General features: G+C 70.2%; 5 protein-coding genes. 1 reads left to right on the top strand and 4 read right to left on the bottom strand.

The features are described 5' to 3' along the window. Positions 1 to 12: 12 nt before the first annotated feature. The 4 genes from GPX89_RS00835 to GPX89_RS00820 all read right to left on the bottom strand — a co-directional run bounded on the left by GPX89_RS00835 (position 13) and on the right by GPX89_RS00820 (position 23,197). Positions 13 to 13,578, bottom strand: coding sequence for a type I polyketide synthase (locus tag GPX89_RS00835; protein WP_235946616.1), 13,566 nt, complete (start codon positions 13,576 to 13,578; stop codon positions 13 to 15). Between the two features lie 58 nt (positions 13,579 to 13,636). Continuing rightward, positions 13,637 to 15,037: an aminotransferase class I/II-fold pyridoxal phosphate-dependent enzyme gene (locus GPX89_RS00830; RefSeq protein ID WP_157354565.1), complete on the bottom strand. Its 1,401-nt coding sequence runs from the start codon at positions 15,035 to 15,037 to the stop codon at positions 13,637 to 13,639. Continuing rightward, complete coding sequence (locus GPX89_RS00825) at positions 15,034 to 21,414, bottom strand: type I polyketide synthase (RefSeq protein ID WP_157354562.1); 6,381 nt, start codon at positions 21,412 to 21,414, stop codon at positions 15,034 to 15,036. Before GPX89_RS00825 ends, GPX89_RS00830 begins: the two co-directional genes overlap by 4 nt. 544 nt (positions 21,415 to 21,958) lie before the next feature. Continuing rightward, the gene (locus GPX89_RS00820; RefSeq protein WP_157386875.1) at positions 21,959 to 23,197 is read right to left on the bottom strand and encodes an MFS transporter; all 1,239 of its coding nucleotides are present in this window, start codon (positions 23,195 to 23,197) and stop codon (positions 21,959 to 21,961) included. Between the two features lie 109 nt (positions 23,198 to 23,306). Between GPX89_RS00820 and GPX89_RS00815 the strand changes: the two genes are divergently transcribed. Further along, positions 23,307 to 24,176 (top strand): LysR family transcriptional regulator, encoded by an 870-nt coding sequence (locus GPX89_RS00815; protein ID WP_157386874.1) that lies wholly within the window; start codon positions 23,307 to 23,309, stop codon positions 24,174 to 24,176. Positions 24,177 to 24,191 lie beyond the last annotated feature (15 nt).

Below are 24,191 nucleotides of genomic sequence, written 5' to 3'. Positions count from 1 at the left end.
GGAACTCCAGATTCAGCTGAGTTGGTCGATGAAGTCGAAAAGCTCGCGATCGTCCGCGGTTTCGAGGTCGGAGCCGGCGCTCGTTTCGCCGGTGTCGCCACCCTCGAGGTCATGCAGCAGTGCGGACAATCGGCTCGCTATCTCCGACCGGTCGGCGGCCGACAGCTCGGCCGCGGCGAGGCCGCGGGCCAGCGAATCGACCTCGGCGGCGAGGCGTTCGGCCGGGTCGTCGACCGGGACGAGCTCCTGGCGCAGGTATCCGGCCAAGGCTTCGGGGGTCGGATGGTCGAACATGGCGGTGGCCGGCAATTGCACGCCGACAGCCGTTTTCAGGCGGTTGCGGAATTCCATGACGCCGAGGGAGTCGAATCCGATATCGCTGAACGGCTTGTCGGGTGGGGTCGAGTCCGCACCGGTGTGGCCCAGCACGGCCGCGGCCTGAGTGCGGATGACGTCGAGGAGCAGGTGCTGTTGTTCGGCGGCCGAAAGGCCCGGCAGTCGCTCCGTCAGCGGCACTGTGCCCGTGGCGGACCCGCTCGCCGCGGTCGTCGTGGCGACCGCCGGGCGGCCCGCGGGCCGCGCCAGGTCACGCATGACCGAGCGGACGTCGGCGGGCGCACCGTCACCAATGGTGTTCCGGTCCAGGCGAATCGCCACGAATTCCGACCGGCCACCCGCGAGTGCGGCGTCGAACAGCGCCATGCCGTGTACCTCGTCCACCGGCGACAGTCCTTCGCGCCGCAGGCGGGCGAGGTCGGCCGCGGTGAGCTCGCTGGTCATGCCGCCGCTCTGGTCCCACGGTCCCCAGACCACCGAGGTGGCGGGCAGGCCGCTGACCTGCCGGTGGTGTGCCAGCGCGTCGAGGAAGACATTGGCGGCCGCGTAGTTCGCCTGGCCCGGATTGCCGATGACGCCCGCGATCGAGGAGTACAGCACGAAGGCCGACAGGTCCAGGTCCGCGGTCGCCTCGTGCAGGTTCCAGGCCGCGTCCACCTTGGGGCGCAGCACCTCCGCGATCCGGTCGGGGGTCATGGTGGTGAACAGGCCGTCGGCGAGCACACCGGCCGCGTGGACGACCGCGGTCAAGGGATGCTCCGGCGGGATGGCCGCCAGCATCGCGTCCAGTGCGGCCCGGTCGGCGGCGTCACAGGCGACCACGTCCACGTGCGCGCCGAGTGCGGTGAGCTCGGCGGCGAGTTCGGCCGCGCCCGGAGCGTCCGGGCCACGCCTGCCCGCCAGTACCAGTCTGCGCACGCCGTACTCGGTGACGAGGTGACGCGCGGTGACCGCGCCCAATCCGCCGGTGCCGCCGGTGATGAGAACGGTGCCCTCGGGCCGCAACGGTGTCGGGACGGTGAGCACGTTCTTGCCGATGTGCCGGGCCTGGCTCAGGTACCGGTAGGCGTCCGGGGCCCGCCGCATATCCCAGGCGAGGGTCGGGTCGGGTGTCAGGGTTCCGGCCTCGAAGAGCTCGACCAGAGTGGAAAGGATCTCGTGCAGCCGATCCGGACCCGCCTCCATCAGCATGAAGCTGTGGTAGTCCACGCCCGGATAGGCGGCGGCCACCTCGGCCGGGTCACGCCGGTCGATCATGCCCATCTCGACGAACCGGCCGCCGCGCGACAGCAAGCGGAGCGAGGCGTCCACGAATTCGCCTGCCAGCGAATCCAGGACGATGTCCACGCCGCGACCATCGGTCTCGTCCAGGAACTTCTGCTCGAAATCCAAGGTGCGCGAATTGCCGATGACGGCGTCGTCGAACCCCCTCTCGCGCAGTGCATTCCACTTCGGCTCACTCGCGGTGACCAGCATCCGCAAGCCCAGATGCCGTGCGAGCTGCACCGCCGCGAGGCCGACGCCACCGGTCGCGGCATGCAGCAGCAGCATCTCGCCGGGTTGCGCGGCGGCCAGGTCGACCAGGCCGTAGTAGGCGGTCGCGTAGACGATCGGAACAGCCGCGGCCTGGGTGAACGACCAGCCGCCCGGCATCCGCGCGAGCAGCCGACGGTCGACCACCGCCATCGATCCGACACCCGGGATGAGTCCGAAAACCCGATCGCCAGGGGCGAATTCGGTCACATCCGACGCGACCTCCACCACCACACCGGCCCCCTCCCCACCGGGCCGACCGGCCTTGTCGGGATAGGTGCCGAGCGCCATCAGCACATCTCGGAAATTGAGCCCGACCGCCCGCACACTCACCCGAACCTGGCCCGGCGCAAGCGGTTCCAACGCGCTCGGACGCTCACCGAAGGCGAAGTTGTCCGCACCCAAAGTGCCCTTGCCGCGCAGCACCAGCTCCCACGCCTGGTCAGTGCGTGATGGGCCGCCGAGCGTGCTCGAATCGCCGCGATGCAGTCGCGGCACGTACGCGTTCCCGAGCCGGACGGCCTGCTGCGGTTCCTCTCCCGCCGCCAGCGCCAGGCGCACCGCCGACCGATAGTCCGTCCGTTCGTCGAGATCCACGAGCAGGATCCGCCCGGGGTTCTCGCTCTGCACGGTCCGCAGCAGACCCCACACAGCCGCTGTGGACAGGTCCACCGGCTCGCCGGGCTGTACCGCGACCGCCTGCCCGGTCACCACGACAACGCGGCGGTCCTGCGCCAGTAGCCGCTGCACCCGCGAGGCGAGTGCGGTGACCGAATCCCTTACCACCGAAGGCAGGTCGTGGCCAACGACAGAAGAACCAGTGCGCGACAATTCATTCCGCGGCTGCTCGTGATCGGTATGCCACGACGCCTGCGATCGCTGCGCCTCGACCCGTACAACGGTCAGGTCTTGTCCCGCGATGGTCACTTCCTCACCGTCATCGCAAGGGCTCCAGGCCGCCTCGACGCAACCGTCGGCGGCCATCGCCGTGGAATGCGACCGATCCGGTGACGACTCAGCCGCGCCGTGCCCCGTGAGCGCCACCCAATTCATCTCGTAGCCGGTGCCTTCGGTGTGACGCTGCGCCGCGCCGAGGGCCCCGGCCGACATGCTGCGCAGCGTCAGGGCCGCCACCTGTGCCACCGCCGTGCCCGCCGGGTCGGCCACGGTTATCGATATCGGCCCGTTGCCCGCGCTGTTTCCGGTCTTGGCGACACGGACTCGCAGGGCAGTCGCGCCGGTGGCATACAACGCGATGTTCTCCCATGAGAACGGCACGGCGATCTGACCGGGCTCGGTGTCGGGAGCCAGCCCGCCGACCAGAATCGCGTGCAGCGCGGCATCCAGCAGGGCCGGGTGCACGCCAAAACCCGAAGCATCCGACCGCGCGAATTCCGGCAGTTCGACCTCGGCGAGCACTGCGTCGCCATCCCGCCACAGAGCCGTCAGTCCACGGAACGCCGGACCGTACTCGTAGCCTCGCTCGGCCAGATCCGCGTAGACATGATCGATCGCGATCGCCGTCGCGCCCGCGGGCGGCCAGCTCATGAGGTCGGAGGCGGCCACGGACGCGCCCGCCCCGGCGTCCACGGTCGCAGCGGCATGGCGAATCCACTGTGCTGCAGCGCCGTTGGAAGGCGCAGAGATGTCGCCGCTGGACCGCGAGTACACCGTCACCGTCCGGGCGCCGGTGTCATCCGGTCCGCTGGCGACGACCCGCAGATCGACCGACCCAGATTCCGGCAGCGGCATCGGTTCCTCGATCACCAGTTCCGCCAGTCGCGGGCAGTCGACCACCGCGCCCACATGCAGCGCCAGCTCGACGAGTGCCGCGCCGGGCAGCAGTACCAACCCGGCGACGGCATGATCGGCCAGCCACGGGTGACCGGCGCGTGAGAGTCGCCCGGTGAAGACCACGTCTTGGGAGTCCGGCAATCGCACCATGGCGCTCAGCAGCGGATGTCCAGCCCGATCCAGGCCGGACTGCGACAGATCCGGCGCGTCGGCGGCCCGCACCCAGTAGCGGCGGTGCTCGAATGCATAGGTGGGCAATAGGATCCGATGCGTGGGGCGGCCCGCGTAGAGCGGCGTCCAGTCCACATTCGCGCCGACGACGGCGGCCCGGGCGAGCGCGGAGACGAATTGCGCCGCCTCATCGCCGGTGCGCCGAGCCGTCGCGACCACCGTCGTTTTGGCTTCGACGGCCGGGAGTTCGGCCAGGCATTGCCGAGTCATGGCGGCCAGCACCGCATCCGGGCCGATCTCCACGAAACGGCGCGCACCCGCCTCGACCAGGGCATCGATTCCGGGTGCGAACCGCACACAGCCCCGTACCTGCCGGACCCAGTACTCGGGGTCGGTCATCTCGTCCGTGACCAGCACGGCCGAAAGGTTCGACACGATCGGCAGGAGGGGTTCCCGGTACGTCAATCCGGCAGCGACCGAGCGGAACTCGTCGAGCATCGGCTCCATCAGGACCGAGTGGAAGGCGTGGCTGACCCGCAGGCGGGAGGTCTTCACTCCCGCGCCGGCAAGCCGGGTAGCGATTTCGTCGATCGCCGAGGCGGTTCCCGACAGCACCACCGATGACGGGCCGTTGACCGCCGCCAGCGAAACCTGTCCGCTGTACTCGGCGAGCACGTCCGTCACCTCGGCTTCGGGCACCGCGATCGCGAGCATCGCGCCGCCCTCCGGCAGCGCACCCATCAATCGGCCGCGCGCCGCGACGAGCGCGCACGCGTCCCCGAGCGACCACACACCCGCCAGGTACGCCGCGGTCAGCTCGCCGATCGAATGCCCGATCAGCAGATCCGGTGTGACACCGAAGGATTCGACCAGCCGGAACAGCGCCACCTCGAACGCGAACAACGCGGGTTGGGTGAATTCGGTCCGGTCCAGCACGCCCTCGGGATCGGCGAACATCAGGTCCCGCAACGACCGGCCCAATAGCGGGTCGAACTCGGCGCACACCTCGTCCAAGGCGGCCGCGAACACCGGGAAAGCCTCGTAGAGGCCGGAACCCATGCCAGTGCGCTGCGCGCCCTGCCCCGTGAACAGGAACGCGGTTTTCCCCGTCCCCACGGTCCCTTCGATGGTGCCCGGCGCACGCGCGACCAGCTCGGCGAGACCGTCCAGTAGTTCGTCCCGATCCCGGCCGATGACGACGGCTCGGTGGTCCAGTGCGGCTCGTCCATCCACCAAAGTCCGTGCCACCGACCAGATGTCGGCCTCAGGACGATCGGCCAGCCAGGCCCGCATCCGCGCGGCCTGGGCGCGCAGGCTCTCGTCCGACCTGGCCGAGACGATCCACGGCACCGGGGTGGCGCCGGAATCCGCATCGCCCGTGGCACTCTCGCGCACAGAGATCGACGGCGGTGCTTCTTCGAGGATCACGTGGGCGTTGGTGCCGCTGATGCCGAACGAGGACACCCCTGCCCGCCGGACCCGCTCCCCCGCCGACCACGCCCGGGATTCGGTCAGCACCCGGACCGCTCCGGCGGACCAATCCACGTGCGGCGACAGCTCATCCGCGTGCAGCGTCCGGGGCAGCAGTTCGTGGCGCAGGGCCTGCACCATCTTGATCACGCCGCCCACGCCCGCCGCGGCCTGGGAATGGCCGATGTTCGACTTGAGCGAGCCCAGCCGCAGCGGCTCGCCCGCCCGGTCCTGTCCGTAGGTGGCGAGCAGGGCCTGCGCCTCGATCGGATCGCCCAGAGTCGTTCCGGTGCCGTGTGCTTCGACGGCGTCCACATCGCGCGGGCGCAGACCGGCGTTGGCCAGCGCCGAGACGATGACCCGCTGCTGGGCGGGGCCGTTCGGCGCGGTCAGGCCATTGCTCGCGCCGTCCTGGTTGATCGCGCTGCCGCGCACCACCGCCAGCACCTCGTGGCCCAGGCGGCGCGCGTCGGACAGGCGCTCGACCACCAGCACCGCCGCGCCCTCGGACCAGGCGACGCCGTCGGCCGCCGCCGAGAAGGACTTGCACCGGCCGTCGCGGGCCAGCCCGCGCTGGCGCGAGAACTCCTGGAACACCATGGGTGTCGCCATCACGGTCGCGCCGCCGACCAGGGCCAGCGAGCTCTCGCCCTGGCGCAGCGCCTGGCAGGCCAGGTGCAGCGCCACCAGCGAGGACGAGCAGGCGGTGTCCACGGTCATCGCGGGGCCTTCCAGCCCCAGCGCGTAGGCGACCCGCCCGGAGGCCACACTGCCCAGGCCGCCGGTGAGGCGATACCCCTCGACCTCGGGACCGGCCTTGCCCGCGACGGCCTCGTAGTCCTGGTACATGACGCCCGTGTAGACGCCGGTGTCGCTGCCGCGCAACGAGGTCGGGTCGATGCCCGCGTATTCGAGAGCCTCCCAGGACACTTCGAGCAGCAGCCGCTGCTGCGGATCCATCGCCGACGCCTCGCGCGGACCGATTCCGAAGAACGCCGGATCGAAATCGCCCGCGTTGTAGAGGAATCCACCGCGACGGGTGTAGACGGTTCCCGGCTTGTCCGGGTCCGGGTCGAACAGCCGCTCCAGATCCCAGCCGCGATCGGCGGGGAACTCGCCGGTCCCGTCCGTTCCGGAGGCGACGAGATCCCAGAGCGCGTCCGGTGATTCGACACCGCCGGGGAATCGGCAGGCCATACCGACGATCGCGATGGGCTCGTCCGCGCGAACGCGACGCGATGCCCGGGCCGTCGCGGGACCGGAATCAGCGCCCTCGAGGGTTGATCGGAGCAGGGCCGCGACCGCGGTGGCCGTCGGATGGTCGAAGACCAGCGTGGACGGAAGTCGCACGCCGGTGGCCTTGGACAGCCGGTTGCGGAATTCGACGCCGCCGAGCGAGTCGAATCCCAGTGCGTCGAAACGCTCGCCGGGGGCGATGTCGTCGGCGGATTCGTGTCCGAGGACGGCCGCCGCGTGCTCCCGGACCAGGTTCAGCACGACCTCGGCGCGCTGCGCCTCGGGGACCCGGCTCAGGCGGGCCGCTAGCGAACTCGAGGCGGCCGCGGGCCGTTCGACGGCACGCGGCAGGAATCCGCGCAGCACCGCGGGTGCCGTACCGTCGCGAGCTTCGCGCCGCAGGCGCACCGGATCGAACCGGATCGCGGTCACGTGCGCGGGCGCGCTCGCGAAGGCCGCGTCGAACAGCCTCAGCCCCTCGCTGTTCTCGAGCGGGTCCAGACCGAGCCGTTCCCAGCGGGCGACGGCACTGCGATCCAGGCTGCCGGCCATGCCGCTGGACGAGTTCCACGGACCCCAGGCCACCGACAGGGCGGGCAGCCCGGCGGCGCGGCGACGGTGTGCGAGCCCGTCGAGGAAGGCATTGGCGGCCGCGTAATTGCCCTGCCCCGCCGATCCGATCGTGGCCGCGACGGAGGAGAACAGCACGAAGGCCGACAGGTCGCGGCCGCGCGTGAGTTCGTGCAGATGCCACGCGGATTCTGCCTTCGGGATGAACACCCGGCGCAACTGCTCGGCGGTCAGGCCCGCGAGGGTGCCGTCGTCGAGCACGCCCGCGGCGTGGATGACACCGGTCAGCGGCTGCTGCTCCGGAATCGACTTCAGCAGGGAATCCAGCGCCGCACGATCGGACACATCGCAGGCCACGACGCGCACGGCGGCCCCGGCCGCCGACAGCTCGGACACCAGTTCGGTTGCACCCGTCGCGGTTTCGCCGCTCCGGGATGCCAGGAGCAGGTGGCGGACTCCGTGAACGGCTACCAGGTGCCGAGCCAGTAGCACGCCGAGGCCACCGGTGCCGCCGGTGATCAGGACGGTGCCGGTCCCGAAAGGCGGCATCGGCTCGGACTCGGGCTGTGCGGCGTCCGTGGCCGGCTCGGCACGTGTTCGGACCAGGCGCGGCACGAGCAGCGCCCCGGCGCGCACCGCGGCCTGCGGTTCACCCGTCGCGAGCACGGCACCGATCGGGAGCGAATCGTCCAGGGGCACAGGACCCGACGGATCGGCGTCGACGAGCACGAATCGGCCGGGGTATTCCGATTGCGCGGTGCGCATCAGGCCCCAGACGGCCGAGGCGGCCAGATCCGGAGTCTCACCCGGCATTCCGGCACCGTTCGTGGTCACCACGACCAACCGGGTGTCGGCCAAGCGGTCCTCGGCCAGCCAGGCCCGCAACGTCGCCGACACCATCTCCACGTGGCCGCACACAGTGACCGGATCGTCGGTGGCCGCACCGCGCTGCGGATGCCAGATCACGAACTCCGGAATATCGCGTGCCGCAGCGAGTTCCGATGGACTCGGCGAGCAGATCCCGATTCCGGCGACAGGCTCCGGACCAAGGACGGCCGGGGCCGCGACGGCCGCTGTCGTTCCGGCACGGTTCCGGCCGGAATCCACTGCCGTGCGACCGTCGATCCCGGTGTGGATCCCGGCCGAGAACACGCCCGCCCGGCCAGGCCGGTCGGGCGACACGTTCGCCGCCGCCGCGGTCGGCATCCACTGGATCTCGTAGAGGTCCGCTTCCTGCCCCGCCAGCGCTCCGCGCAGCTGCGTCACGTTGTAGGGTCGCATGACCACGGCATCGACCGAGAGCATCGGCTGTCCCGAATCATCCACGGCAGCGACGGACATGGTCTCCGCACCGCTCATCGTGGCGATGACGCGCAGCGTCGTCGACGTGCTCACTGGCCGGTACAGCCGCACTCCGGCCCAGCGGAACAGCAGGCGGCCCGTCTCGGGGTCGCCGTCCTGATCACGCCAGAGCAGCCCGGCCAGCCCGGTGTGCAATACCTGGTCGAGCAGGGCTGGATGGATATCGAACCGCTCCGGTCCGGGCGCGGCGACCGTATCCAGGATGATCTCGGAGAACACCGTGTCACCGCGCCGCCAGGCGGCGGCGAGACCGGTGAACGCCGGGCCGTATTCGAGCCCGGAGACGGCGGCGATCCGCTCGGGAATCCCTGCGGGGTCGAGGGTTTCGGTCTCGGCCGGTGGCCAGTCCTCCTCGCGGAGCTGGTCGAGCAGCGCGTTGTGGTCGTGCTGCGAAGGGGCCAGCACGCCGCTGGCGTTGCGCACCCATTCCGGCGTGCCCGCCGGGCGGAAATAGAAGTCGAACAGCCGTCGCCCGGCAACGTCCGGCTCCCGCACCGATACTTGGAGTTCGACCTCACCGTCCGCGGACGGCGGCACCGGAGCTTCCAGGGTCAGCTCCTCGAGGACTCCGCATCCGATCCGGTCGCCCGCGACGAGCAGGAATTCGGTCAGGGCCGCACTCGGCAGCACCACGGTGCCGAAGGTCGTGTGATCGGCGACCCACGGGTCGGTGGTCAGCGAGAACCGGCCGGTGCAGACGAACTCGTCCTTCCCGGCCACCGGCACCACGCCGGTGAGCAGGGGGTGCGCTCCGGTGTCGGAGGCTTCGGGGCGCGGCGGCAGCCAGAAGCGCTGATGCTGGAAAGCGTATGTGGGCAAGGGCACTCGGCTCGCCGGGCGGCCGAACAGCGGCGTCCAATCCACGCGCGCACCACAGACGTGAGCGTGTGCCAGCAGGGTCAGGAACTGCTGCGGCTCATCGTGTTCCCGGCGGGCCGCCGCGGCCACCACCGAGACCGCGTCCTCGGCGAGCGTCTGCCGGGTCATCGCCGCCAAGACCGCGTCGGGACCGACTTCCAGGAACCGGCGCACACCCGAGGCGGCCAAGGTCTCGATCCCGGGTGCGAATCGCACCGCGGCCCGCACCTGCCGAACCCAGTACGCGGGTTCGAGGATTTCGTCCTCGGCGAGTCGGCCGGACACGTTCGACACGATCGGCAAGCGCGGCCGGTTGTAGGTCAAACCCTGTGCCACCGACTCGAATTCGGCGAGCATCGGCTCCATCCGATGCGAGTGGAAGGCATGGCTGACCCGCAGTCGTGAGGTCTTCGCGCCGTGTTCGGCGAAGCGGGCCTCGATCTCGGTGACCACGTCCTCATCTCCGGAGATCACCAGCGCCGCGGGCGCGTTCACCGCGGCCACCGACACTCGGCCGGGGTATCGGGCGACGACCTCGTTCACGTCGGTCTCCGGCGCCGCGATGGCCAGCATCGCGCCGCCGTCGGGCAGCGCGCCCATGAGCCGGCCGCGCGCCGCCACCAACCGGCAGGCGTCCTCGAGCGACCACAGGCCCGCGAGGTGGGCGGCAGCGAGTTCGCCGATCGAATGGCCGATCACCACATCCGGTGTGACGCCGAATGATTCGAGCAGGCGGTACAGCGCCACCTCGAAGGCGAACAGGGCGGGCTGGGTGTACTCCGTCCGGTCGAGCACCGTGTCGCCGACGCCGTCGCCGGTGAACATGAGCTGCTTCAGCGACCGCCCGAGCAGCGAATCGAAGTGGGCGCACACCGAATCCAGCGTGTCCGCGAAGACCGGGAACGCCTCGTACAGCCCCGCGCCCATGCCGAGTCGCTGTGCGCCCTGACCGGTGAACAGGAAGGCCGTGCGACCCGCGCCGGCGACGCCTTCGATGCCGCCGGTGCCGGTGGCGGCGAGTTCGGCCAGCCGCTCGAGCAGTTCGTTCCGATCGCGGCCGAGGATGACGCCGCGCGAATCCAGTTGTGCCCGTGAGGTCGCCAGCGCGTAGGCGGCGTCCGCGACGTCGATCTCGGGGTGCGTGGACAGCCAGTCCCGCAAGCGGGCGGCCTGCGCGCGCAGACCCGCCTCACCCTTGCCCGACACCAGCAATGGCGTGACGGGGGTGGCGATATCGGATTGTGCGACATCGCCTTCGGGTCCTGCCTCGTCGGCCGCCCGGACGCCGGGGGCCTCCTCGAGGATCACGTGCGCATTGGTGCCGCTGATCCCGAACGACGACACCCCCGCCCGGCGCAGGCGTTCGCCCGCGGCCCACGGCTCGGCTTCGGTCAGCAGGCGCACCGCGCCCGCCGACCAATCCACATGCGGCGACGGGTTTTCCGCGTGCAGCGTGCGCGGCAGCTGCTCGTGCCGCATGGCCTGCACCATTTTGATCACGCCCGCGACGCCGGCGGCGGCCACGGCATGGCCGATATTGGATTTCAGGGAACCGATCCGCAGCGGCTCGCGGTCGCCGCGGTCCTGGCCGTAGGCGGCGATCAAGGCGTGCGCCTCGATGGGATCGCCGAGCCTCGTGCCGGTTCCGTGCGCCTCCACGGCATCCACGTCGCCCGGGGCGAGCCCGGCGTTGGTGAGAGCCTGCGCGATCACCCGCTCCTGCGACGGGCCGTTCGGCGCGCTCAGCCCATTGCTCGCGCCGTCCTGGTTGACCGCGCTGCCGCGAATGACAGCGAGGACATCGTGTCCGCGCCGCCGCGCATCCGAAAGCCGTTCGAGCACCAGCACACCCGCGCCCTCGGACCACGAAACACCGTCGGCCTCGGCCGAGAACGCCTTGCACCGCCCGTCCGGTGCCAGGCCGCGCTGACGGGCGAAGTCGACATACAGGTACGGGCCGGCCGCGATGGTCACGCCACCGGCGAGCACCAGTGAGCTGTCGCCCTGCCGCAGCGCCTGGCAGGCCAGATGCACTGCCACCAGCGACGACGAGCACGCGGTGTCCACCGTCACCGCCGGGCCTTCCAGACCGAACACGTAGGCGACGCGGCCGGAGATGACGCTGTGCGAGGTCCCGGTCAGCCGGTAGCCCTCCAGATCGCCGGTCACCCGGCGCGAATAGCCCGAGGTGCAGGCCCCGGCGAAGACGCCGGTATCGCTGCCCTTCAGTGACATCGGGTCGATGCCCGCGTCTTCCAAAGCCTCCCATGAGGTTTCCAGCAGGAGCCGTTGCTGCGGATCCATGGCCAGCGCTTCGCGCGGGCTGATGCCGAAGAAGCCGGGATCGAAATCCCCGGCGTCGCCCAGGAATCCACCATGGCGCGTGTAGACCGTCCCCGGCTTGTCGGGATCCGGGTCGAACAACCGGTCCAGGTCCCAGCCGCGGTCGGTGGGGAACTCGCCGATCACATCGCGGCCCGCGTCCAGCAGCTTCCACAGGTCCTCGGCAGAGCGCACGCCGCCGGGGAATCGCGCGCCGATGCCGACGATGGCGATGGGTTCCTCCGTGGTCCCGCGACGCGACACCTGTTGTGCACCAATGCTCTTGCCGGTAGCCCGCGCCCGCAGCAGCGCCGCTACCGCTTCCACGGTCGGATGGTCGAAGACGAGCGAGATCGGCAGCGGTACGCCCGTGGCCCCGGCCAGCCGGTTTCGCAGCTCCACTCCGCTGACGGAGTCCAGGCCGAGCTCGGTGAACGGCAGATTCGGGTCGATCGAATGCGGTTCACGGCCCAGCACCGCAGCGGTCTGCGCACGGATGACGTCGCGAACTATGGTGTCCCACTGATATTCGGGAGCCGCCCGCAAGGCGCTCGCCAGCGGGCCGTCGGCCCACTGATCATCCTCGACGGTGGACGGCGGCAGATCGACCAGTGCCCCACCGGGAACCAGGGCGGCCGGATCCACGTCCACACCGGCACAGTGGGCATGCGCCAGGGACGCGATGAAGCGCGCCGGGCCACCCTCGCCGCGGCGCAGCGATCCGACGACGGCCACCTCCTCGCCCACGCCGGAAGCCTCGGCGGTAAGCCCGACACCCATGGTGAGCACCGGATGCGGACTGGCCTCGACGAAACCGGTGATCCCGTCCGCGATCAGCGCGGCGATGGTGTCCGCGAACCGAATCGGTTCGCGTTCGGACCGATACCAGTATTCGGCGTCGAGTTCGGCGGTATCCAACCGCCCGGCGAGCACGGTGGAGAAGAACGGCACCGATCCGGATCGGGGTCGGATCGGCTCCAGTTCCGCGCGCAGTCGCGCCCGGATGCGCTCGACCGCTACCGAATGCGACGCATAGTCGATCGGGACCCGTCGCGCCCACACACCGTCGCGGACGCAGTCGGCGAGAAACTCCTCCAGCGTCGAGCCCGCACCGGACACCACGGTTTGCGCCGGACCGTTCACCGCCCCGACGGACAGTCGTTCCCCGTACGCGGACAACCGCTGCCGGGTGGCCTCCGGATCGAGTCCGACCGAGACCATGCCGCCGTGCCCGGCCAGTTCCTCGGCGATGGCCTTCGATCGCAGCGCCACCACCCGGGCCGCGTCGGACAGCGACAGGCCGCCCGCCACGTAGGCGGCGGCGATCTCGCCGTGCGACGCACCGACCACCGCGTCCGGTTCCACCCCGGCCGCGCGCCACTGTGCCGCCAGCGACACCATGACCGCGAACAGCGCCGGTTGCACCACGTCCACGCGATCCAGCGGGGGTGCGTCGGAATGCCGGCGCAGCACCGCCGTCAGCGACCAGTCCACGTACGGCGCGAGCGCCGCCTCGCACTGCGCGATCGACTCCGCGAACACCCCGCCCGCGTCCAGCAGTTCCAGGGCCATGCCCTCCCACTGGCCACCCTGTCCGGGAAACACGAACGCGACCCGCCGCTTTCGTGCGTGTGCGGTGACGGGTTCGATCGCCGCGGCGGGTGCGGCCGGATCGGCCAGGGCCGCCAGGCCCGCCAGCAGTTCCTCCCGATCGCGTCCGACGACCGCGCCCCGCCACTCCGGCCGGGCCGGGGTGGCCAGCAACGAGTACGCGACATCCACCGCGTCCGACTCCGCGTGGCGCAGCAGCCATTCGCGCAGCCGCGCCGCCCGCACGCGCACGCCGCCCTCGGTGGGGGCCGACACCACCCACGGCACCGCACCCGATATCGCGCGGGACGTGCCACCGATAGCGATGTCGGACAATGAAACTCCTCGGTGAATTGATCGAAGTTCGGTACCCCCCTCGGACACGCGCTCGCGTTCAGACCGCGGCCGCGTGCTCCGGTATCTGCTCGGCCGCGGCGATGGTCTCCGCGAGCAGGTCGGCGGTCGAGACGAGCTGTTGCTCGGTGTGTTCCGAGGTGACGAAGAAGCGCAGCCGCTCCTTGCCGATCGGCACCGCCGGGGCGGAGATCGCGCCCGCGTACACCCCGCGCTGCAGCAGCGTCGCCGACACGAAACCGGCGCGCATCTCGCCGGGCACGATCACCGGGCAGATCGGGGTGCCCTCGGAGACGCCGAGATCGATGCCGCGATCCCGCAACGCCGCGTTGAACAGCCTGGTGTTGTCCCACAACCGGGCGACCCGCTGCGGTTCCTCGATGAGCACCTCGAGCCCGGCCAGCGCGGCCGAGATGTTCGACGGCGCGGGGCCTCCGGTGAGCATGGCGACCCCCGGCGCGCTGGCCTTCATCGCGCGGATGAGGTCGGCGTCGCCCGCGATGAAGCCGCCGCAGCTGCCCAGCGCCTTCGACAGCGTGCCCATCCAGATGTCGACGTCGGCGCCGGCCATGCCGAGCTGCTCACGCATGCCGAATCCGTGCTCGCCGAACACACCGAACGAGTGCGCCTCGTCGACCATGACGGCGCAGTCGTATTCCCGTGCGATGGCCGCCAATTCGTCGACCCGGCCCACCGTGCCGTCCATGCTGTAGTGGCCCTCGATCACCACCAGCGCCCGATCGAAGCCGGACCGCGACATGCGCAGCACCTGACGCAGCGATTCGGGATCGTTGTGCCGGAAGTTTATCCGGCGGCATCCGGCCCACTGGGTGCCGGAGACGACGCTGCCGTGGATCAGCGCGTCGCAGATGGCGACGTCGCGTTCGCCCAGCAGGAAGCCGATGACGCCCGCGTTGGTCAGGTAGCCGCTGGTGGTCACCATCGCGTCGCCGACCTGGTAGATGTCGGCCAGTCGCCGCTCCAGCTCGCCGTAGAGCGGAATCTCGCCCGCCACAATGCGACTGGCCGCGGCCGACGCGCCGTACCGGTCGAGGCCGCGCTTGGCCGCCTCGACCACCCGGGGATGGTTGGCCAGCCCCAGGTAGTTGTAGGCGCTGAAGTTCAGCAGCTCGGTGTCCAGGGCCCGGATCACCGTGTCGTTCGGGCTGTTCCGGGGCAGGAACAGCGGATTCGCCATGCCCGACTGCTCGGAGAGCGCGTCGATGGCCGCCCACTTCCGCACGGCCGCGGCCACTTCCGGATGGTCGGCGAACTGGCGACCCGGCCCGCGGCGCTTCTTGGGGGCCGACGCGGACGTCGCCGGAGCGGCGGCTCGCTGCGCCGCACCTGTCCCCAACGGGGTTACCGTGCTCGCGGCGGACGGGGTTGCACCGTTGCCCGCCAACAGTTTCCGGGCCAGATCCCGGGCCGACTCGGTCATGCGATCACCTCGGTCCGGGTCCCGGCCGCGGAGGTTCCCGCGACGAAGAACTCGGCGACCTGTGCGCCCGCCTGTTCGAGGGTGAACGTGCGCCCCATCTTCAGCGAGGTCAGGTCCACACCGAGCGCTCTGGTGACCAGAGCGCTGAACTCGACCGCCATCAGCGAATCGAGGCCGAGTTCGGGCACCGGCACGGTCAGGTCGATCGAATCCGCGGCGACGCCCATGACCACCGCCATCTGCTCGGCGAGCATGTGCGCGACCACATCCTTGCGCTTGGCCTCGTCGAGCTCGCGCAGCGCCGAAACCAGTTGTGAGGCAGCCGAATCGTCCTCGGCCGAGGCCGCGATCTGCTCCATCATGCGGCCGGTCCGCGCGAAGTGCGGACCGCCGGCGACCACCTTGCCCCAGTCGACGGGAATGATCGCGGCCTGATGGTGCAGGCCGAGTGTCAGTGCCGCCTCCAGGAATTCGGTGCCCTCGTCCATGTCGACGGTGTCGAATCCGGTGGTGATCAGGTAGTGCGCGAGGGTCTCGTCGGCCTCGGCCATACCGCCGCCGGACATGTGGCCCCAGCCGACGGACAGCGCGTTCCCGCCGCCGCGGACGATCCGGTCGGCCACCGCGTTCAAGGCGATGTTCGCCGCGGTGTAGGAGTACTGGCCGATGCCGCCGAAGATCGCGCTGCCCGAGGAGAACAGCACGAACATGTCGAGTTCGGCTCCGGCGGTGTCGATTCCGTGCACCAGGGCGTGCACGCCCTCGATCTTCGGGCCGTACACCGAGGCCAGGCTGTCCCGGTCCATCACGGCGATGCGCTTGTCGTCCACGATCCCAGCGGTGTGGAACACGCCCTTGAGCGGGTGTTCCGGGCTGTGCGCGCGGCCCACGACCGCGGCCACCGCCGCCGCGTCGGTGACGTCGACCCGTTCGGTGACCACCTCGACGCCCATCTCCTGCCAGGCCGCCAGCTGCCGCAGCGCCGACTCGGTCCGGGCCCCGCCGCGACCCAGCAGGGTCAGGCGGGTGGCGCCCTTGCCGACCAGCCAGCGGCCGATCGCCAGGCCGAAGCCGCCGAAACCACCGGTGATCAGGTATCGCGCCGCGGGATCGACGGTGACCTCGGGGATCTGCGGACGCACCAGCGGCGCCTCGCTCTCCATGCTCAGCACGATGCGGCCGAGCTGGCTGGAGCGGGCGACGTCCTCGAACGCCCGTGCCACATCGTTGGTTTCGTACATCTCGTACGGCAGGCGCCTGTAGGTTCCGGCATCCAGCTTCGCGTTGACCCGCTGCCCCAGCTCCACGGTCGCCTTGCGCCGCTTGCCCAGCATCCGGTCCAGGTCGAAGGAGTGGTAGGAGATGTTCTTGTCGAAGTGACGCAGGTCGAGCATGCCGCCGGTGTAGATGTCGGCCTTGCCGATCTCCACGATGCGGCCGAATTCGGCCACGGCCTTGAAGTTGTGCCGCAGGATCTCGCCCGGCGCGGTGCTGATCACCACGTCCGCGCCGTGCCCGTCGGTGAGGCCGAGCACGTCGTCGGCGAAGTTCAGCGACCGCGAGTCGAGCACGTGGTCCGCGCCCTGGGCGAGCACGTACGCGCGCCGTTCGTCGGTGCTGGCGGTGCCGATCACCATGGCGCCGTGGTGCTTCGCGATCTGCACCGCGGCCGCGCCGACGCCGCCCGCCGCGCCGTGCACGAGCACGATGTCGCCCGGCTGCACCCGCGCCAGCTCGAGCAGCGAGTGTTCGGAGGTGGAGAAGGCGGTATTGCTGCTGCAATGACCGGGTTCCGTCGTCGCCGCGACGGGGAACAGCAGATCGCGCGTGGTGGTGTGGAAGCGGCTCATCAGGCCCTTGGACACCAGCAGCACCGGGTCGCCGACGGCGATATCGGTGACGCCCGCGCCGACCCGGACCACGGTGCCCATGCCCTCCATGCCCGGCACGGTGTCGAAGAACGTTCCGGCCAGGTCTCGTTCGCTGAGCACGCCGAGCACCTTGAGCGGGTCCTTGTAGTTGAGACCGACGGCCCGCATCCGCACCTCGACCTCGCCCGCCTCCGGGGCCCGCCGGTCGCAGCGACGCCAGCCGAGCCGGGAGAGCACCCGCGACTTGGGGACCTCCAGGGCGAAGTTGGCCTCGGGATCGGTCAGCGGGGTCGCCTGGTCCAGCGCCTCGATCCGGCCGGGCAGCGACGCCTCGACCACGGTCACCCAGCGCAGGCCGTTGCGCAGGAACACCTCGTCGGAGTTGTCGTAGGTGAACGCGCCCGGGATGGCGAGCTCGGCCGCGAGATCGGCGTCGGTGACCTCGGATTCGACGTCCACGAGCCGCCAGCGCAGCCGCAGCTGCTCATTGAGCAGCACCCGGCGCGCGCCCGCCAGGGCGGCGTGGGCCGGGTTCGGCGCGGCGTCGCCCTCCGGGTGGGCGTACGCCTGCTCGGTGAGCAGGGTGAGGTGGATCGACCCGTCGCCGGTCATCGTGGTCTCGGCGCCGCGCTCGTCCAGCCACGCGTCCAGGAACTCTTCCGTGGTGACCGCCAATCTGCGCAGCGTCCACAGGTTGTCCATGTCCGAGTACTCCGAACCGGCCACGAAGACCACGTGCAGCCGCTCGACCCCGTCGAGCCGGGCCGCGGCCCAGAGCCGTTCGCGCAGCACGTCTTCCAGGTCGGTGCGGGCCGGGTCGCCGACCGCGAGGACCTCCGCGCGGGCGGCGGTCCGGGCCACCTGCGCGGCGCGTTCCCCGGCGACGGAGCCGAGCTCGACGACCAGCGTGAACGCGGTGTCGGCGGCGGGCAGGCCCGCGAGGTCGACGGGATCCCGCAGCTCCCAGCGGTCTTCGTAGAAGAATTCCGACATCCGTTGCAGCGGCGGGAGTCCGGGCGCGATCGAGCCGAAACGCATGCCGAGGATCTGCAGCACGACATTGTGCTCGGCATCGAGCAGGTCGATATCGGCGGTCGGGTGCGCGGCATCGGCGGCGTCCAGCCGCGCCACCACCGTCACCTCGTCCGGGATGGCCGCGAAGGCGCGCACCCCGGCGACGCCGACCGGCACCATGGCTCCGTCCGCGGCGCCGCCGGTGCCCGCCAGCAGCGCGGCGACACTCTGCAGCGCGGCGTCGACCACGCACGGATGCGCGAAATGTCCTGCGTCGCGGGCGATCCCGCCGTCCAGGGTGGAGACCACCGTGGTGCCGGAGATCCGCACCGAGGTCGCGCGCCGGAACGCGGGACCGTACTGCAGGCCGCGGGCCGCCAGGCCGGTGTAGAACTCGGCCGGGTCGACCTCGAGCATCTCCTCGACGTCGGGCACGTCGACCTTCGTCGGCTCGAACACGCCGGTGATCAACCGTCCGGTGGCGTGCACGGTCCAGACCGTGCCGGCCGCACCGCGCGAGCGAATGGTGAACCGGTCCGTCGACTCCTCCACGTGGAGCTCGACGATCGGGGCTTCACCGTCGTCGATGACCAGCGCCGCTACGAAGTGCACATCGTCCAGCGCGGCCCGGGTCGAATCCGTACGCAATGCCACCGCGCTCAGCGCGGCATCCAAATACGCCGCGCCGGGCAGGATTCGAGCGCCGCCGACCACGTGATCGTCCAGCCACGGCAGCGACGCGACGCTCAGCTGCGTGGTCCACGTCGTCGAGGGGTTGTCCAGATCGGGGTCCCCGAGCATGGGGTAGGCGTCGGGCGTGCCCTGGCGGCGCTGCTGGAACTCGCGGATCTCGTTGCGCAGGTAAGTGCGCTGCCACGGATAGCGCGGCAGGCCGATGTGCGGGGTGACCGGGGTCCCGGCGAACAGAGCGTCGATATCGAGCACACCCGCCGTGTAGAGCCCGGCGACCGTCTGCCGGATGCTGTCCGCGTCGGCCTGCTTGCGGTTGAGCGTGGCGATGGAGGTGCCGGTCTCGCCCGCGCCGAGCAGGATCTCGCGAATGTTGGCGCCCAGCACCGGATGCGGGCCGACCTCGAGGAACACCCGGCTGCCCGCGCCGACCAGCGCGGTGATCGCGTCGGCGAAGCGAACCGGCCTGCGGACGTTCGCGCACCAGTACTCGGCGTCCCAGTCCGCCTCGGTGACCGGCGCGCCGGTGACCGTGGAATACAGCGGCAGGACCGGCTTCGAGACCGCGAGATCGGCCAGCGCCGTGCGCAATTCGTCGAGGATCGGATCCATCAGATGGCTGTGGTAGGGCACCTCGACGCGTAGTCGCTTGGCGAAAATGCCCTGCTCGGTGAGGTTTTCGGCGATCCGGTCGAGCTGATCCTCGTCACCGGCCAGCGTCACCGCGGTAGGGCTGTTGATCGCGGCGACATCGACTCGCTCATCGCCGTCGATCAGCTCCCGGGCGGCCGTCTCGGACAATCCGACCGCGAGCATCCCGCCGGAGCCCGCGGTGGTGGCCTGCAGGCGCGCCCGGTGATAGCTGACCAGCAAAGCGTCGCGCAGGGAGAGCATTCCGGTGACGTAGGCCGCGGACACCTCGCCCACGCTGTGGCCGACCACCGCCGCGGGCCGCACGCCGAGCTCTTCGAGCAGGGCGAACAGGGCCACCTGCACCAGGAAGTTGGCGGGCTGCGCGACAGCGGTATCGGTGACGCGGGACTGCTCCTCCGGCCGCAGCAGCTCTTCCACGATGGACCAGCCGGAGATCTCCTGGAACACAGCGTCGATCCGGGCCGCCTCCGTGACGAAGGCACGCTCGGCGTCCGTGGCGAAAGTGCCACCGGCCTGGAGCAGGTCGCGGCCCATCGCCCACCACTGCGGACCCATGCCGGTGAACACGAAGACCGGCTCGGCGACCTTGCCGCCGACGACCTTGGTCGCGCCGCGCCCGGAGCCGGTGGCGAATTCCACCAGGGCACTGACCAATTCGGTGTCGTCGCCGAAGGTCACCGCGGTGCGGATCGGATGATGCTGGCGGCGGGTCCACGCGGCCTCGGCCAGGTGGCCCGGATCGGCCCCGTCGGCGATCAGTTCGGCGAAGCGCCGGGCCAGGTCTCGGGTGGCCTGCTCGGAGCGCGCCGAGATCGGCAGCACGCCGAAGTGTTTCGGCTCGTGCTCGGATCCGGGGCCCGTGTACTCCTGCAGGATCGCGTGCGCGTTGGTGCCGCCGTAGCCGAATCCGTTGACCGCCACCGTCATTCGCTCGACCTCGGGGCCGACCGGCTGCAGGTCCAGCTGCAGCGCGATGCCGAGCTCGTCGAACGGGATGTCGGGGTTGGGCTGGTCCAGCCAGCCCTGCGGGGCGATGGTCCGCTTCGAGATGGCGAGCGCGGACTTGATGACGCTCGCGATGCCGGACGCGGCCTCGGTGTGCCCCAGCTGCGCCTTCACCGAGCCGACGCCCACCGGCGCGGTCCGGCCCGGGACGCTGCCGTAGGCGCGGCCGATCGCCCGCAGCTCCAGGGGATCACCCACCGGCGTTCCGGTGCCGTGCGCCTCGACGTAGGTAACCTCGTGCGGCTCGATGCCGGCGCGGCGGGTCACCTCCTTCGCCAGTTGTTCCTGCATATCGGCGTTGGGCACGGTGATCGCGGTGGTGCGCCCGTCCTGGTTCGAGCCGGTCGCCTTGATCACCGCGTAGACCCGGTCGCCGTCGCGTTCGGCGTCGGCCAGCTTCTTCAACACCACCATGCCCGCGCCCTCGCCGCGGCCGTAGCCGTCGGCCGAGGCGTCGAAGGGCTTGCTGCGGCCGTCGGCGGCGAGGAAGCCGCCCTTGCACATGGAGACGAACGGTTCCGGCTGCAGCAGCATGGTGACGCCGCCGGCCATGGCGACCTCGCAGTCGCCGTTCTCGATCGCCTGGCACGCCAGATGCAGGGCCACCAGCGACGAGGAGCACGCGGTGTCGACGGTGATCGCGGGCCCGATCAGGTTGAGCACGTAGGCGATTCGGTTCGACAGCATGGTGTAGGACGCACCGACCGCGGTGTGCATGTCGACGTGGGGCAGGGCGTCACCCGAGACCGACACGGCCAGCTGGTCCAGCGTGAACGCCCCCACGAACACGCCGATCCGCGCACCCGCGACCCGGCCCGCGACACCGGCGTCGTCGAGGGCCTCCCAGGCCACCTCGAGCACCACCCGCTGCTGCGGGTCCATCGAGGTCGCCTCGCGGGGCGAGATACCGAAGAAGTCGGGATCGAATTCCCAAGGGTCACCGGTCAGGAAGGCCGCGCGCTTGGTGTACATGCGACCCGGGGTCCGCTTGTCGGGATCGTAGTAACGCCGGTAGTCCCAGCGGTCCGCCGGGATGTCCACGACACCGTCGCGCTTGTCGGCGACGAAGTCCCAGAAGGATTCCGGTGAATCGATGCCGCCCGCATAACGGCAGCCGATACCGACAATGGCAATGTCAGACAATGAGTCTCCTCGGTAAACTCGAATCCCCCCGAGAAGTGATGCGCGGGAATGCACCCCGCGAGTTGGCTATGGCGCCGCGTCCCACTCCGCGTCGTGCGCTACAACCTTCATTACCGGCTCTATCTCGCCGATATCACGCCGTCTCACACGGCAAACGACCAATTCGGCCGGTTGATCCACGCCCGTCCCTTACCCTGCCCTGTCCGCCGCACGGTCGGACCCTCTGAGAACCGATGGCGGACCTTACCCGGATCCGCCTACCGGTCAGTAGATTACCTGACAGTACACACTCACGCCGGGTCAGTCATGTGGAATATTGCATTCGGCAAACCATTGATTTGCGATCGATCATCGCCTACGCTGTCGCGCCGACATGCGTTGCCGCCCATGACAATTGGCTGAGACAGCGCGGATCGGACGCGCCATACCGCCACTCGAAATAAAAGGAAACCCATTAGAATTAATGGCAAAGACGCCGGGGCCAATTCGACCCCGGCGTCACCGGTAAGCAAGAAGCGCCTTTGCGCCACCATCACCCCGGAACTCAGCGAGCGGCAATTGCTTTCGACGGCGAATCCGAACGGAGTGCGAATACCGCCCACAGCAGCAGACCGAACAGCGCTGCGGCGACGCCGATTCCGCAGACCAGGGCCCAGCCGCCAGCCTGGTACGCCACGCCCGCCGTCACCGAGCCCGCGACGCCGCCGAGGAAATAGGTGACCATGTAGGCGGTGGTCAAGCGGCTGCGCGCGGCCGGATCCAGCGCGTAGATGGCGCTCTGATTGGTCAGGTGCGAACCCTGGATGCCGAAGTCGAAGACCAGCAGGGCGGCGATCAGCGCGATCACATTGTGCCCGCCCCAGGCCACCAGCGCCCAACTCGCCAGCAGCACAAGCCAGGTCAGCGTGGTCACTCGGCGCAGGTGGCCGCGGTCGGCCAAACGGCCCACCACGGGCGCGCCCAGCGCGCCGAGCACACCGGCCAGACCGAACAGGCCGATGGTGAATTCCGAATAGCGGTAAGCACTTCCGTGCGAGCCCGCCAGCAGGAAGGCGATGGCGGTCCAGACCAGCGAGAAGCTGGCCATGACGAGGAAGCCCAGCGTCATGCGCTGACGCAGCACCGGATGCCGCCGGATCAGGGCCAGGATCGAGGTCAGCACCTCCGGGTAGCTCTCGCCGGACGCGGCTCGCGGGGTGGCGGGGGCCAGCAGATACACGCTGATCGCCATCACCACCTGCAGACCGGCCGCCACCAGCAGGACCGCGCGCCAACCGCCGAGCTGGGCCACCGCCCCGGCCAGGACGCGGGACAGCAGGATGCCCAGCAGCAGTCCGCTCATGACCGTGCCGACCACCTGCCCGCGGCGATCCGGATGGGCCAGCGAGGACGCCCACGGGACCACCACCTGCGCCGCGGAGGCCGTCACGCCGGTGGCGACGACACCGGCGAAGAGCACCGGGAAGTTCGGGGCGAAGGCCGAAACCAGCAGGGCCGCAACCGAAGCCACGAGCAGCATCGGGACCATGCGGTGGCGGCGCAGGAAGTCGCCGAGGGGCACCAGGAAGGCCAGGCCGCACAGGTAGCCGATCTGGGCGGCGCTGACCAGCAGGGCGGCGGTGGCGGTGGAGATGCGCAGATCCCCCGAGACCTCGTGGAGCAGGGGTTGCAGGTAGTAGTTGCCGGCCGCGGAGGAACCGGCGGTGATGGCGAAAACGAGCACGGTGGTCCGGCTCAGTGTCGTGCCGACCTCGGACCGGGTTTCCTCGGCTTTGCGGGTCATCGAAACAGTCACGAGTCCATGGTGGACCCGGTTGTGGATCAACAAAAGCGATGCTTTTCGATGCCGCTATCTCTGTCATAGATGGCAAAGTAGGATCTCCGAGGTGGAGATGCGTCAGATCGAATGCTTCCTGGCCTGCTGCGACCACCGGTCCTTCACCGCGGCCGCCCGGGAGCTCAACCTGGTCCAATCGGCCGTCTCCACCAGCGTCGCCAAACTCGAACACGAACTCGGCGTCCGGCTGTTCGACCGCACCCCCCGCACCCTCGAACTCACCGAGGCCGGGCGCGCCATGGTCGCCCCCGCCCGCTCCCTGCTGCGCGCCCGCGGCGACATCCTCGACGCCATCGACGCCGCGCAGGGCGAGATCCGCGGCGAGGTCGTCGTCGGCAACCTCATGAACATCCACAATTTCGACCTGGCGGGCATCATCGCCGATCTGCACCAGCGTTTTCCGGGCGTGACCCTGCGCATGCGCCAGAGCATCTCCGGCATGGCGGGCAATCTGGCAGGTCTCCGCGACAACTCCCTGGAACTCGCGCTCCTCGCCGGCCGCTCCGACGAATTCCCCGGCATCACAACCCATCTCATCGTCGAGGAGACCCTTGTCCTGTGCACCGCCCCCGGCCACCCCCTGGCCGGTCGCCCCTTCCGCGCCGCCGACCTCACCGGCGTCCGTTTCATCGACTACCCACCCGGCTGGGGCATCCGTTCCATAGCCGACGACCTCTTCCCCACCCGCTCGCCGGTCATCGAGGTAGCCGACCAAGCCTTCGCAATGGAGTTGGCCGCCAAGAACTTCGGCGTAGCCCTCATCCCCCTCTCCGTCGCCCGCCTCTCCCCCGCCATCCCCCACTCCGACTTCGCCCCGGGCCCCCTCCCCTGGAAACTGTGTGTCGGCCACGCCACCGAACGCACCCCCTCCAATGCCGCCCGCACCGTCATCGAAGCCCTCACCACGGGCAAGCAGGCTCGCTGAATCACGGTGCGGTAG

Source organism: Nocardia terrae (assembly GCF_009760405.1).
Lineage (GTDB): Bacteria > Actinomycetota > Actinomycetes > Mycobacteriales > Mycobacteriaceae > Nocardia > Nocardia terrae.
This window is presented reverse-complemented; position numbering and strand designations above follow the sequence as displayed.

Excerpts from the sequence above, each read along its gene's own strand:
- GPX89_RS00820 (WP_157386875.1), bottom strand. The coding sequence starts at position 23,197 with ATGACCCGCAAAGCCGAGGAAACCCGGTCCGAGGTCGGCACGACACTG.
- GPX89_RS00815 (WP_157386874.1), top strand. The coding sequence starts at position 23,307 with ATGCGTCAGATCGAATGCTTCCTGGCCTGCTGCGACCACCGGTCCTTC.
- GPX89_RS00830 (WP_157354565.1), bottom strand. The coding sequence starts at position 15,037 with ATGACCGAGTCGGCCCGGGATCTGGCCCGGAAACTGTTGGCGGGCAAC.